Origin of the sequence: Vibrio sp. 2CM40D (assembly GCF_023161825.1) — a bacterium.
GTDB lineage: Bacteria > Pseudomonadota > Gammaproteobacteria > Enterobacterales > Vibrionaceae > Vibrio > Vibrio alginolyticus.
The window spans coordinates 1-12,659 of record NZ_JALNTL010000001.1; the positions used below are offsets into that span (position 1 = coordinate 1).

The following is a 12,659-nucleotide window of genomic DNA, read 5'->3' on the forward strand; positions in this document are numbered from 1 at the left end:
AATGGAGGCGCCTCCCGGAGTCGAACCGAGGTCCACGGATTTGCAATCCGCTGCATAGCCACTCTGCCAAGGCGCCTCATTTGTGAATAAAGCTAAGCTTTCTCACAACCCTTTTGAGCCGTGCTCTCTTGGGTACGGGATGCATTCTACGGATTCGAGCGATCGAGTCAACACTATTTTTATTTTTTTAAATCGTTTGACTAGAATTTGTGCGAAAGACGATGGATTGCTTAGTTTTAATACTAAAAATCGCTTAAATACACTTGTTTATCATAAAACTTTGGCTACGCCTTACACTGCTGGCCGTGCGTTGCGTGCATTGAAGTATTAATAATCAGAAGACTCGCCTCTCTAAGACTCTCCAAGGACAAAAACAAGACTTAGATCACAAATAGAACTCTATCGAAGCAAAAGCCCCAGATACAAATTGCAAACATGGCCGTTAGCAAGCATTGAAAAGCGAGAGAAGCCAAAAAATGCTGTAGATTGTCTTAGATACAAAAAAGCAGGCTATTAAGCCTGCTTTCTAACATCAGAATTTAATGGTGCTCTTCATTCAACAGATCGTCTTTCGCAGCAGCCAAATATTGAATCATTGACCAATATGTCAAGAAAGTTGCCACATACAAGGCCGCAAAGCCTAGCCAAACCATCCATTCATCGTAACGCCATATCAACACCCATAAGGCGAACATTTGCGAAACAGTTTTTACTTTGCCAACCCAAGATACCGCAACACTCGCTCGCTTACCGATTTCAGCCATCCATTCTCGCAATGCTGAGATAATGATTTCTCGCGCAATCATCGTTACCGCAGGAATGGTCACCCAAATTGAATGATAATGTTCCGTGATTAGAATCAATGCCGTTGCCACTAGCACTTTATCAGCGACAGGATCAATAAACGCGCCAAAACGAGAAGTTTGGCCAAGTTTACGGGCCAACATGCCGTCAAGCCAGTCAGTAAAACCCGCTACCCAAAACACCATTGCTGCTGCAAACGGTGCCCATGAATAAGGTAGATAAAAGACAACCACAAAAACAGGGATTAGGAACAGTCTAAGAAGAGACAGAATGTTCGGGATATTCAAACGCATTTTATTATTCTCTTACACATTGCGGCTTAATGTTGCGCGATTTTCCTTATTGTTTCAATGCTTGGAAAATAATTTCTGCTAAAGAGTGACTTATTCCCGGTACTTTGGCGATTTCTTCGACACTTGCACGTTTAAGTTCTTGTAACCCACCCATGTACTTGAGTAACGCCTGACGTCGTTTAGGGCCGATTCCCTCAATCCCTTCGAGTGCACTCGTACGTCTGGTTTTACCTCGCTTAGCACGGTGCCCCGCTATAGCATGGTTATGGCTTTCATCACGAATATGTTGAATAAGATGCAGCGCAGGAGCATCGCTTGGTAAATGAAACTCGTCCCCATCGACTGTAATCAGCGTTTCTAAACCTGGTTTGCGAGTAACGCCTTTTGCAATACCAATCATGATGGGACGCTTTGGCCAATCCCCCCAATATTGCGAAATGATGTCATGCGCACGATTTAACTGACCTTTACCGCCATCGATAAAGATGATGTCGGGAATTTTCTCTACGTCCAATTGCTTCGAATAACGGCGCTCCAACGCTTGTCCCATTGCTGCGTAATCATCACCACCGGTAATCCCAGTAATGTTGTAGCGACGATACTCTTGCTTTACGGGGCCTTCGTTGTTGAACACCACACATGACGCAATCGTGCTTTCCCCCATCGTATGGGAGATATCAAAACATTCCATTCGAGCTATAGACTCCAACTTCAATGTTTCGCGAAGCGCATGAAAACGCTGATTAATCGTCATCTTGTGATTGATTTTTGTGGTAATCGCCGTTAGTGCATTCGTGTTCGAAAGCTTGAGATACCTTGCTCGAGAGCCAGTTGGCGACGTATGAAAATGAACCTTACGCCCTGCCACTTCACTTAACGCTTTCTGTATTGGCGCAATATCTTCTGCCAACTCTTGATTCAAAATAATACGAGAAGGAATTGTACGTGCTTCGTTATGGCTCAAATAGTATTGAGTCAGAAAACTATCGAACACTTCCTGCTGGCTTGTATTTTGTGGGATTTTCGGAAAATGGCTACGGCTACCAAGCACTTTGCCTTGGCGTATCATCAGGATATGGATACACGCGATACCATTCTCCTGAGCAAACCCGAGTACATCCATATCATCCATGCTGTCTTCTGAGACGTACTGCTGCTCTTGAACACGCCTAATCGCTTGGATTTGATCGCGAAATTTAGCGGCATCTTCAAAGCGCAATTGCTGACTGGCAACTTCCATTTTCTCGATCAGTTGTTTGAGTACTTGCTGATCTTTGCCTTGCAAAAACATTCGCACAAAGCCAACCAACTCTGCATATTCTTCATCAGAAATGATGGTATTAACGCATGGTCCTGCACAGCGACCAATTTGGTACATCAAACATGGGCGCGTTCGGTTAGAATAGACAGTGTCTTCACACTGGCGCACAGGAAATATCTTTTGCAGCAAATGCAATGTTTCTCTTACTGCACCAGAATCTGGGTAGGGGCCAAAATATTCACCTTTGCGCTTCTTGGCGCCACGGTGGATAGAAAGCCGTGGGTGCTTATGACCGCTAATAAAGATATAAGGGTAAGACTTATCATCTCGCAGCAACACATTGTATTTCGGCAAATACTGCTTGATGTAGTTATGCTCTAAGATCAGCGCTTCTGTCTCAGTGTGAGTCACCGTGACGTCTATTTTGGCGATATTACTGACAAGCGCGCGAGTTTTCTCACTGTCTACTTTTTTTCGAAAGTAGCTTGAAAGGCGCTTTTTAAGGTCTTTGGCTTTACCTACGTAGATTACAACAGCTTCGGCGTTGTACATTCTGTAAACGCCGGGCTGATGAGTTACTGTCTTGAGAAAGGAAGCCGAATCGAAAGGAGGATTCACGCTAAAGGGTCTCGGTGTCCAGCATTCCGTGGCGAATCGCTAAGTGAGTTAACTCAACGTCACCATTAATGTCCAATTTACTAAAGAGTCGGTAGCGATAGCTGTTGACTGTCTTTGGACTTAAATTAAGTTGCTCAGAAATATCCGTTACCTTTTGGCCTTTGGTGATCATAAGCATGATCTGCAATTCACGCTCGGATAAGTCTTTAAAAGGGTTCTCAGAGGCTGGAGAAAATTGACTCAATGCCATCTGCTGCGCAATCTCTGGCGAGATGTAACGCTGCCCACTATTAACTACACGAATCGCATTCACCATTTCGTCAGGGCCAGCACCTTTGGTTAAATAACCAGACGCACCTGCCTGCATCACCTTGGTTGGAAACGGGTTTTCTGTATGAACGGTAAGTACGATGATTTTCACATCAGGATTCACGCGAAGAATTTTTTTAGTGGCTTCCAAGCCGCCAATTCCTGGCATGTTCATGTCCATTAAAACGACGTCAGCATGATTACTGCGACACCATTTTACTGCATCTTCACCGCTGTCAGCTTCTCCTGCTACGTTCATTCCACGGACGTCTTCAATAATACGTCGTATCCCTGTGCGAACCAGCTCGTGATCATCTACAAGGAAAACATTTATCAAACTTGTATCTCCACACTTTGTATTGGTTCTGCACCCACATAACCATTATTTGTTAAATGTGGATATCAGTATGACTGCCTATATACTAACGTAATCGACAAAAAATTGCTTTCTATGAATATGTGCTGAAACGCAAACTTTAGCAAGAACTTATTCATAAACCACTCTATTATTTTAGAGCGTGATGAGCAGAACCGAAATCTAAGAAAAGACAATTAACAACATTAAGTACAATAAATCAAGTAACTAGGTTTCATATTGCCCAGAGAAACACGCTATAACTTAAAATGACACTGTCCCTCTTGCACCAAAGACTAACTTGTAATCACTAATTCCAGCAAAAATTTGAGACGCTTTCTTTACTGGTTATTTTTACAGTTCTTAGTGTTAAACTAACGTTCTTCAAGTTTTCTAAGGTTTCTCACATTTGAATATCCAACAAGGCTTTCTGCTTACTCGACAGGCACGAGACATCAAAGGTCAAACTCAAATCGAGTTGTGGCTTTCGACAGAAGCAGGTCCTACTCAGTTACTTATTAATGGTGAGAAGCCAGTATTTTTCATCGCTCAGAAACACTCAGAGCAAGCAAAGACACTCGCACGAGAAAAAAACATATTCGTCGACATCCGCCTTTTGGATCTCAAAACGTTTGAACATACGCCTCTTGCTGCCTGCTATACCAATGTAACCAGAGACGCTCTCGCACTCAAAGACACATTCGCTCAAAAAGATATCACTACGTATGAAAGTGATATTCGCCTCGCCGATCGCTACCTAATGGAGCGTTTTATCAAAGGCAGTATCGAGTTTACAGGCAATGTGACTCGCACCAATGGCTACCAACGCGTCCAGAGCGCAAAATGCCGTTCGGGGCAATATGAGCCGAAGTTAAACGTTGTCTCGCTAGATCTAGAATGCTCTGAGAAAGGCATTCTTTACTCAATCGGATTAGACAGCGTCATGGATTCCCGCGTTATCATGATCGGAGAACCAGAACCTTCGGAGACACCGATACAATGGGTTAAGGATGAAAAAGCGCTTCTAGAAGCACTCATCGTTTGGTTTAAACAATTCGACCCCGATGTCATTGTCGGTTGGAACGTCATTGATTTTGACTTTCGTCTACTACACAAACGAGCAGAATGGCACAACATGAAGCTAATGCTTGGCAGAGCAGACCAAGCCAGCTTTTTTAGAAGTTCATCTCAAAGCCAACAAGGGTTTATCTCCATTCCCGGGCGAGTTGTGATGGATGGTATCGATACGTTAAAAACGGCGACTTATCACTTTCGGTCTTGGTCATTAGAGTCTGTATCTCAAGAACTCTTAGGGGAAGGGAAAGAAATCCACAACGTTCATGACCGCATGGATGAGATCAATCGTATGTACCGCTCCGACAAACCATCGCTGGCTAAATATAATTTACAAGACTGCGTGTTAGTGAATAAGATTTTCAATCACACTCACCTGCTCGACTTTGCAATAGAGCGCTCTCGTCTCACTGGTGTCGAACTGGATCGTGTCGGCGGTTCGGTTGCAGCATTCACAAACCTATACATGCCTCAGATACACCGAGCAGGCTACGTTGCTCCGAACCTACACCCTGAAAATTGGATTGCCAGCCCCGGCGGTTACGTGATGGACTCCATCCCTAACCTATATGATTCTGTTTTAGTATTGGATTTTAAGAGTCTATATCCATCGATTATTCGCTCTTTCTTGATTGATCCTATGGGTTTAGTTGAGGGGTTATTGCTCGATATTGGAAAAGAAGAAAATCAGGCTGTACCTGGCTTTCGCGGTGGTCAGTTCCATCGTACGAAACACTTTTTACCAGAAATGATTGAAAAGCTTTGGGCAGCACGTGATGTGGCAAAGAAGAACAATGAAAAAGCTTTTTCTCAGGCAATCAAAATCATCATGAACTCCTTTTATGGCGTACTGGGCTCATCGGGATGTCGTTTCTTTGATACTCGGTTAGCTTCTAGTATTACCATGCGCGGACATGAAATCATGAAGCAAACTAAGGTGCTGATTGAGGAGCAAGGATATCAAGTGATTTACGGCGATACGGATTCCACATTCGTGTCGTTGAATCGACCATACAGTCAAGTAGAAGCTGACGCTGTTGGAAATCAATTAGTTGATTACATCAACTCTTGGTGGAAAGAACACCTGCGTTCTGAGTACAACCTAACATCTATGTTGGAAATCGAGTATGAAACCCATTATCGCAGATTCCTTATGCCAACGATTCGTGGCGCAGAAACTGGCTCGAAAAAGCGCTATGCGGGTTTAATCGGTGAAGGAGAGCAAGAACGGATTGTATTTAAAGGGTTAGAAAGTGCCCGTACTGACTGGACCTCGTTAGCACAGAAATTTCAAAATACACTCTATAGCATGATTTTCCATGGTGAAGATCCAAGCGACTATGTCCGAGAGATGGTTGAGAAAACTAACAACGGTGAATTTGATGAACAGTTGGTGTATCAAAAGCGACTGCGAAGAAAACTGCATGAGTATCAGAAGAACGTCCCGCCACAAGTGCGTGCAGCTCGTTTAGCCGATGAGATAAATGCCAAGCTTGGCCGCCCATTACAGTATCAAAACAAAGGGCGAATTGAATACATTATTACCGTGAACGGCCCTGAACCTTATGAGTACCTCAATAGCCCGATTGATTATCAACATTACATTGATAAACAACTCAAACCCGTTGCGGATGCGATTCTCCCTTTCATTGGGACGGACTTTGACAGGCTTTCAGCGCCACAAATGGGGTTGTTTTAGCCGATACGAAACTCTGTTTTCTGGTACTGTTTGACTAACCAATCACCAAACGCATCAATTAGCCCGATAACAGAACGCTTGGGAATCCCCCGGCCAGAAAGTAAAATTTCTAGCCGCTCGATCTCAAGCTGCTTTTCAGGATGATAAGTTAAGAATACCTTGCCACACTCTAAGGGGTCATCAAACCAACGTTTATCTCGATACATCACCAAAGAGTATGACGCTCTTAGTAACTTTTTAGCAATCACTCGCTGGGCGGCCACCTGCTCTTCTATCGTCTTCGCTTGTACGATTTTTTTGCGATACACCGTAATCCAATCTGCCACATCCATATTCCAGTGCTTAGCAATTTCCCAACTTGGGACGTAATCACCAAAACAGTCTGCTAGATCATCACCATAAATACAGACACAGCAATGCTTAAGCATAAAGCCCCAAGTGAAAATACTGTCTAAATTAGCTACTTCACTCACTAAGGCTGTACGGACCGATACACCATTAACGTGAGGGTAACTCTGCTGCGCACGCCACTTAATTGTGTTGAGCAAAGTCGCGCGATTGTGCTCAAAGGATGATTGAGTAACGACAACCAGGTCTAAGTTCGACTTCCCTGCGATCGCTGTTTTACGAGCAACACTACCGTATACATAAACGCTGTGTAAGTTTTGCCCCAGTCCACCTTTGAGACAAGCGGTGCCTTCCCTAATTAAAGGCGCAAACTCTGGTTGAAATGGTTGTTTAGGATCGATAACAGGCAGAGACATGACTTAAAACGTGTTCTCAGATGGTTCAAGAAGTTGGGCTATATGTTCTCTTAGCCGACTCACTGAATCAAGTCCATTCAGGTGTTTAGTCATGGGAGTAACAACAAATTTCTGCAATGAATTTTAATGCTAGGCGGCTAACTTAGCGCTATAATCACCGAGTTTTGCTTAATAAGTATGAATAGGAATATACAATGCCAAAGGCAAGTGAAATCAAAAAAGGCTTCGCAATCGAGTCTAATGGTAAAACTCTTCTAGTTAAAGACATCGAAGTAACGACTCCAGGCGGTCGTGGCGGCGCTAAAATCTACAAAATGCGTTGTACAGATCTAAACACGGGCGCACGTGTAGATGAGCGTTACAAGTCTGATGACGTTGTTGAAACGGTAGAAATGAACAAACGTGCAGTTGTGTACTCATACGCTGACGGCGATGAGCACATCTTCATGGATAACGAAGACTACTCACAATACACATTCAAGCACAATGAAGTTGAAGACGACATGCTGTTCATCAACGAAGATACACAAGGTATCCACATTATCCTTGTTAACGGTGCTGCAGTGGGTATTGAACTACCATCTTCTGTTGAGCTAGTGATTGAAGAAACTGACCCTTCAATCAAAGGTGCTTCTGCATCTGCTCGCACTAAGCCAGCACGCTTCGCTTCAGGTCTTGTCATCCAGGTTCCTGAGTACATTGCAACTGGTGACCGTGTTATCATTAACACAGCTGAACGTAAATACATGAGCCGAGCATAAGCATGTCTGATTTGATTTCTTACGACGACGTCATCGACGCAGCGTACGACATTTTCCTTGAGATGGCTCCAGATAACCTAGAGCCTGCTGACGTGATTCTGTTTACTGCGCAATTTGAAGATCGTGGTGCCGCAGAACTTGTTGAAACCGGTGATGACTGGGTTGAACATGTTGGCTTCGAGATCGACAAAGAAGTATATGCAGAGGTTCGTATCGGCCTAGTAAATGAGGAAAATGACGTTCTTGATGACGTATTTGCTCGTATGCTAATCAGCCGAGACCCTGAACATAAGTTCTGCCATATGCTTTGGAAACGCGATTAACGTTTCTTCATCATGAACAAAGATACCAGCCTAGTGCTGGTATTTTTTTATCTGTTATTTTCGTCTAGCTGAGATATTTGTTTATACAAAGCACCCTGCTCTATATAGGCTTTAGACCCTTTTGTTATGTAACAGATAAGAAAAAGGCTTGCCGAATTGGCAAGCCTTTCTGATGTTTTGCTATCGATTAACGATGCTTGTTGCGTGCGCCTTGGTCACCAGCAGTCTTCTTCGGCTTACGACGAGAAGGGTTGTTGCTGCGACCTTTTGGCGTGTTAACACGCTCTTCATGGCGCTTAACTGCGCGACGAATTTTTTGGCTGCGTGCACGCTCACGTTTGCGTGACGTGTTGTCTTTGTTCAGATCAAGCATGGTTTCTTTCTCTGGACGAAGCTCTACAAGCTCACGCAAGTAGTTTACTTCTTTCAGGTCAAGCTCCATCCAACCGCCACGAGGCAGTTTCTTGTCTAAGAAGATGTCGCCGTAACGAACACGTTTCAGACGGCTAACGGTACACTCTTGCGATTCCCATAGTCGACGAACTTCGCGGTTACGACCTTCGTTGATAACAACGTAAAACGTGTGGTTCATGCCTTCACCACCCGCGTAAACAACATCTTCAAAGCGAGCTAAACCGTCTTCCAGTTCAACACCTTTTACTAGATTACGAACTTTCTGTTCAGTTACTTCACCGAACACACGTACTAGGTATTCACGTTCAACTTGGCGGCTTGGGTGCATTAAGCGGTTCGCCAGTTCACCATCCGTTGTGAAAAGTAGAAGACCAGAAGTGTTCGCATCCAGACGACCAACTGAAATCCAACGAGAGCCACGAATTTTTGGCAGACGATCAAAAACAGTACGACGACCTTCTGGATCGTGACGAGTACACAGTTCACCCTCAGGTTTGTAGTACGCAAGTACACGACAAATCACTTCTTCTTGAATCTTTGCAGAGACAATGTGACCATCGATACGAACTACGCTGCTCTCGTCTTCAAGTCTTTCACCAAGCTTAGCGACTACACCGTTCACGCTAACGCGACCAGATTTAATTAACGATTCAATCTCACGACGAGAACCGTGACCAGCACGTGCTAATACTTTTTGTAACTTTTCGCTCATTTATCTACCTATGTGTCGTCTTCACAGACGTCTAGACCAGGATTGGTCTGTATTTTGCTATTTACCCATTTCAGTGGGATTTTTCGGTCGGACATTATACGTAACTTTCTTAGTTAATGTAAGCTAAATCGGCGCCATTCTCCACACCAAAATTCACTTCAAAAATGACCGAAATATTTGTCCTATTCTGCAACTTTTTTACTACTTAAAGCAGGCATTGCTCAACGAGAATCCCACTAATATCGGTCTTCCTGAACCACTTTAACCACGCGGTACCTGATAAAATTGTCAGGGTTACAACAATAACCACTTGGGGTGTGTTTACTGTTCGTATTGCTAGAAAGCAACGAAAAATAAGCCGTCCCTGTTTGCTGCTAAGTAATACCAATCACCGCAGACAATGAGCGCTCATAGCAAAGCAAGGTCGTGGGTAACAAGACAAAAATTGTCTTTAAGTCATTAGTTCACATCAAAAATAACACTAATGCTATCGTGTACTCTGACTCTCTAGGTTCGCTCTGCACTCTCGGCGATTGGCATAAATCAGACAAAAAGGAATAGAACAATGTCTATGCTAAATCTCGACCTAAATTGGATTTTTGGGACATCTCAAGATGACGATATGACAGGCACAAAAGGCTCTGAAACAACCGATATTTTCTTCGGCTTCTGTGGTGATGATAAGTTTGTAGGATACGGAGGTAATGATATTGTCTTCGGTGGCTGGGGAGATGATACCTTGCTTGGTGGCCGAGGTAACGACTTTGTTTCTGGCGGCTTTGGAAACGATTTCCTATCCGGCGGATTAGGAAACGACAAACTCTTTGGTGGCTGCGGCGACGACACAATTTTTGATTATTCAGGCAACAACTACTTGAGTGGTGGCTGGGGTAACGACACGCTCGTTGTTGGTGATGGTGAATCAGTACTGAGCGGTGGCTGTGGAGACGACACCTTCGTGCTTACAAACCGCCTGGCTATTGGTGTACCTGATCAGCCAGTGTCTTCCAACGATATTGATGTTAAAGCCGACATTGTCGATTTTAATATTTTCCATGACAAACTTGTCTTTGATATGGGCCGAGACACTGATAACGATGGCATTCGAGATACGTTCTTGGATTCAGCGGATGATCTGACTTTATCTTACAATGAATGTGGCTGGGCAGTATTCTCAAGTGATGAATACAATGTTGAAGTGACACTAAACGGTGTGAGCTCTGCATACATCAACTATGCAGAACAAAATGGTATCGACATTTTCGATTTCGCTTAACCTCAATCAGTTAAGTTCAATGAGATATTCGATATGATAACAAAAATAGGAGGCGCGATGCCTCCTATTTTGTTTGACGGTGGTGTGCGTCTACTATTCGAATGGTGCAGGGTCACCAGATCCCAAACGAACCACAACAGGTTCACCTTCGCTAAAGTCAATTACAGTCGTAGGTTGTTCACCTAGGTAACCGCCATTAAGAATCACATCAACCGCATGTTCTAGTTTATCGCGAATATCCTCTGGATCAGATTCTGTTACGTCACTGCCAGGTAGAATCAACGACGTAGACATCATCGGCTCACCTAATGCTTCCAACAAGTCCAAGGCAATTTGATTGTCTGGAACACGGATACCGATGGTCTTACGTTTTGCATTCATCAAACGACGCGGCACCTCTTTTGTGCCTTTGAAGATGAAGGTGTAAGGACCTGGTGTGTTATTTTTCAACAGTCGGAATGCAGAGTTATCCACTCGCGCATAGAGAGAAAGCTCCGACAAATCACGACACAGTAAAGTAAAGTTATGCTTATCATCCAGACGACGAATCTGACAGATTCGTTCCAGTGCCTGTTTGTTCTCCAACTGACAGCCAAGTGCGTACCCTGAATCAGTAGGGTAAACCACAACGCCGCCGTTACGAATGATTGCTACTGCTTGATTAATCAAGCGAGCCTGTGGGTTTTCTGGGTGAACGTAAAAAAACTGGCTCATTGTAATTCCTCATTATCGAGCCTCTCGGCTCTATATTTTTATGGGTTCTCGACTTCGTATTACTGAGTATTATTCAACGAAGGATCTATTCCCCAATCTTTCCAAACTGGTTCGACGCCAGCAGGCAACCATAGGTTCCTTCCTAGCTCCATCCACGGTGATGGGTAGTGAAAATCACTGCCTTGAGAGGCTAATAGTTTGTATTGTATAGCATAATCAGCCAAGTTGCGCCTTTCTTGTTGCGCTTGCTGTGGCTGTGCAACTTCCATCGCATCACCACCCGCTTCGACAAACGCTGCTAGAAGACGCTTAATCCACTTCGCTGTCAACTTATATCTACCAGGATGCGCTAATACCGCCATTCCACCAGCCGCATGGATAGCATCAACCGCATCCTTCATCGAACACCAATTCGGTGGTACATAACCTGGGTTATTACGCGTTAGGTATTTTTTAAACACCATTTGCATGGTTTTTGCGTAACCATTATCTACCAACCATTTCGCGAAATGCGCTCTTGTCACTGGAGCATCACCGGCGATTTGCCTTACCTCTTCAAGCACACCTACTCGAGTTGCTTTTTGTAGTCGCTCTGCAATTAACTCAGATCGTGTTATGCGATGCTGCTTCTGCTGTTCTATGAGGGCAGATAATTGTTCATTTTCCGGATCGATATTCAGGCCGACAATATGAATGTCTTTGTTTTGCCAGACGGTCGATATCTCAATGCCATTGATGATTTTTATCGGCAAATTATTATCTTGAACGTATTGCTTAGCTAACGCCAAACCGTCAACCGTATCGTGATCAGTGATCGCCAAAACCTCGATATCAAAACTCAGCGCCCTTTCCACTAAATCTTTAGGCTCTAACCGACCGTCCGATGCAGTGGTGTGACTATGTAAATCAATTCTCATATTTTTATCGTTTTAATGCCGTTTTGGGGTTGACTTTTTACTCTCGCACTAGTTAACTAGTACACAAATACAAAGTACGTAATTTAAGGTTCACCATGTTACAAGAATTTAACCAAAACCAAAAAGCGAAAGTTGCGGTTTGTCTTAATAAGGCAAACTCATCAGATCTTGCTTGGTGGCGCACTTGGACTAGTTCTTGGTGGGCAAACGTATACTTCTAGTTTATAGAACCAAACGTTGTAAAGCCCGCTACTTAAGCGGGCTTTTTTGTTTTGTTGCTCATTTCACATTCAACTGCCTAAACATTAATCGAATATAGCCAACTCTAGATTGGGAGAACGTTTGCTTTATGCGACTATGTACGG

At 43.8% G+C, this 12,659-nt stretch carries 12 protein-coding genes, 1 tRNA gene and 1 other annotated feature; of the genes, 5 read left to right on the forward strand and 8 right to left on the reverse strand.

The features are described from left to right. Window positions 1–2 precede the first annotated feature (2 nt). The 4 genes from MTF70_RS00005 to uvrY form a co-directional block, all read right to left on the reverse strand. Window positions 3–76 (reverse strand) — tRNA-Cys (locus MTF70_RS00005). Window positions 77–539: 463 nt separating this feature from the next. Then, complete coding sequence (gene pgsA, locus MTF70_RS00010) at window positions 540–1,097, reverse strand: CDP-diacylglycerol--glycerol-3-phosphate 3-phosphatidyltransferase (RefSeq protein WP_005394805.1); 558 nt, start codon at window positions 1,095–1,097, stop codon at window positions 540–542. Window positions 1,098–1,143: 46 nt separating this feature from the next. After that, the gene (uvrC, locus tag MTF70_RS00015) at window positions 1,144–2,976 is read right to left on the reverse strand and encodes an excinuclease ABC subunit UvrC (RefSeq protein ID WP_080773718.1); all 1,833 of its coding nucleotides are present in this window, start codon (window positions 2,974–2,976) and stop codon (window positions 1,144–1,146) included. Between the two features lies 1 nt (window position 2,977). Then, the gene (gene uvrY, locus MTF70_RS00020; RefSeq protein WP_005386783.1) at window positions 2,978–3,622 is read right to left on the reverse strand and encodes a UvrY/SirA/GacA family response regulator transcription factor; all 645 of its coding nucleotides are present in this window, start codon (window positions 3,620–3,622) and stop codon (window positions 2,978–2,980) included. A 427-nt stretch (window positions 3,623–4,049) separates the two neighbouring features. On the opposite strand from uvrY, the gene MTF70_RS00025 reads away from it, so the two are divergent. Beyond that, the gene (locus tag MTF70_RS00025; protein WP_158159704.1) at window positions 4,050–6,413 is read left to right on the forward strand and encodes a DNA polymerase II; all 2,364 of its coding nucleotides are present in this window, start codon (window positions 4,050–4,052) and stop codon (window positions 6,411–6,413) included. Here MTF70_RS00025 and MTF70_RS00030 read toward each other — a convergent pair. Beyond that, window positions 6,410–7,177: a nucleotidyltransferase domain-containing protein gene (locus MTF70_RS00030; RefSeq protein ID WP_205461178.1), complete on the reverse strand. Its 768-nt coding sequence runs from the start codon at window positions 7,175–7,177 to the stop codon at window positions 6,410–6,412. The two genes, MTF70_RS00025 and MTF70_RS00030, sit on opposite strands and share 4 nt — an antisense overlap. A 194-nt stretch (window positions 7,178–7,371) precedes the next feature. On the opposite strand from MTF70_RS00030, the gene yeiP reads away from it, so the two are divergent. Both yeiP and MTF70_RS00040 read left to right on the forward strand, forming a co-directional pair. After that, entirely contained in the window at window positions 7,372–7,938 is a 567-nt protein-coding gene (gene yeiP, locus MTF70_RS00035; RefSeq protein ID WP_005376801.1) for an elongation factor P-like protein YeiP, read from the forward strand. A 2-nt stretch (window positions 7,939–7,940) separates the two neighbouring features. Beyond that, entirely contained in the window at window positions 7,941–8,261 is a 321-nt protein-coding gene (locus MTF70_RS00040) for an HI1450 family dsDNA-mimic protein (protein WP_005376800.1), read from the forward strand. 187 nt (window positions 8,262–8,448) lie between these two features. Here the strand turns inward: MTF70_RS00040 and rluB are convergent, their stop codons facing one another. Beyond that, on the reverse strand, window positions 8,449–9,387 hold the full coding sequence (rluB, locus tag MTF70_RS00045; protein ID WP_005376798.1) for a 23S rRNA pseudouridine(2605) synthase RluB: 939 nt from the start codon (window positions 9,385–9,387) through the stop codon (window positions 8,449–8,451). A gap of 565 nt (window positions 9,388–9,952) precedes the next feature. Between rluB and MTF70_RS00050 the strand changes: the two genes are divergently transcribed. Further along, complete coding sequence (locus tag MTF70_RS00050) at window positions 9,953–10,663, forward strand: calcium-binding protein (RefSeq protein WP_005376796.1); 711 nt, start codon at window positions 9,953–9,955, stop codon at window positions 10,661–10,663. Between the two features lie 93 nt (window positions 10,664–10,756). On the opposite strand, the gene MTF70_RS00055 is transcribed toward MTF70_RS00050, so the two are convergent. Together MTF70_RS00055 and MTF70_RS00060 are read right to left on the reverse strand one after the other, a co-directional pair. Beyond that, complete coding sequence (locus tag MTF70_RS00055; RefSeq protein ID WP_005376791.1) at window positions 10,757–11,377, reverse strand: L-threonylcarbamoyladenylate synthase; 621 nt, start codon at window positions 11,375–11,377, stop codon at window positions 10,757–10,759. Between the two features lie 59 nt (window positions 11,378–11,436). Further along, window positions 11,437–12,294, reverse strand: coding sequence for a PHP domain-containing protein (locus tag MTF70_RS00060; RefSeq protein WP_005386777.1), 858 nt, complete (start codon window positions 12,292–12,294; stop codon window positions 11,437–11,439). 95 nt (window positions 12,295–12,389) lie between these two features. Between MTF70_RS00060 and MTF70_RS00065 the strand changes: the two genes are divergently transcribed. Beyond that, on the forward strand, window positions 12,390–12,515 hold the full coding sequence (locus MTF70_RS00065; RefSeq protein ID WP_005376787.1) for a trp operon leader peptide: 126 nt from the start codon (window positions 12,390–12,392) through the stop codon (window positions 12,513–12,515). Continuing rightward, window positions 12,462–12,565: a sequence feature (Trp leader region), on the forward strand. Its footprint overlaps the gene before it by 54 nt. Window positions 12,566–12,659 lie beyond the last annotated feature (94 nt).

Excerpts from the sequence above, each read along its gene's own strand:
- pgsA (WP_005394805.1), bottom strand. The coding sequence starts at position 1,097 with ATGCGTTTGAATATCCCGAACATTCTGTCTCTTCTTAGACTGTTCCTA.
- MTF70_RS00030 (WP_205461178.1), bottom strand. The coding sequence starts at position 7,177 with ATGTCTCTGCCTGTTATCGATCCTAAACAACCATTTCAACCAGAGTTT.
- yeiP (WP_005376801.1), top strand. The coding sequence starts at position 7,372 with ATGCCAAAGGCAAGTGAAATCAAAAAAGGCTTCGCAATCGAGTCTAAT.
- MTF70_RS00040 (WP_005376800.1), top strand. The coding sequence starts at position 7,941 with ATGTCTGATTTGATTTCTTACGACGACGTCATCGACGCAGCGTACGAC.
- rluB (WP_005376798.1), bottom strand. The coding sequence starts at position 9,387 with ATGAGCGAAAAGTTACAAAAAGTATTAGCACGTGCTGGTCACGGTTCT.
- MTF70_RS00050 (WP_005376796.1), top strand. The coding sequence starts at position 9,953 with ATGTCTATGCTAAATCTCGACCTAAATTGGATTTTTGGGACATCTCAA.
- MTF70_RS00055 (WP_005376791.1), bottom strand. The coding sequence starts at position 11,377 with ATGAGCCAGTTTTTTTACGTTCACCCAGAAAACCCACAGGCTCGCTTG.
- MTF70_RS00060 (WP_005386777.1), bottom strand. The coding sequence starts at position 12,294 with ATGAGAATTGATTTACATAGTCACACCACTGCATCGGACGGTCGGTTA.
- MTF70_RS00065 (WP_005376787.1), top strand. The coding sequence starts at position 12,390 with ATGTTACAAGAATTTAACCAAAACCAAAAAGCGAAAGTTGCGGTTTGT.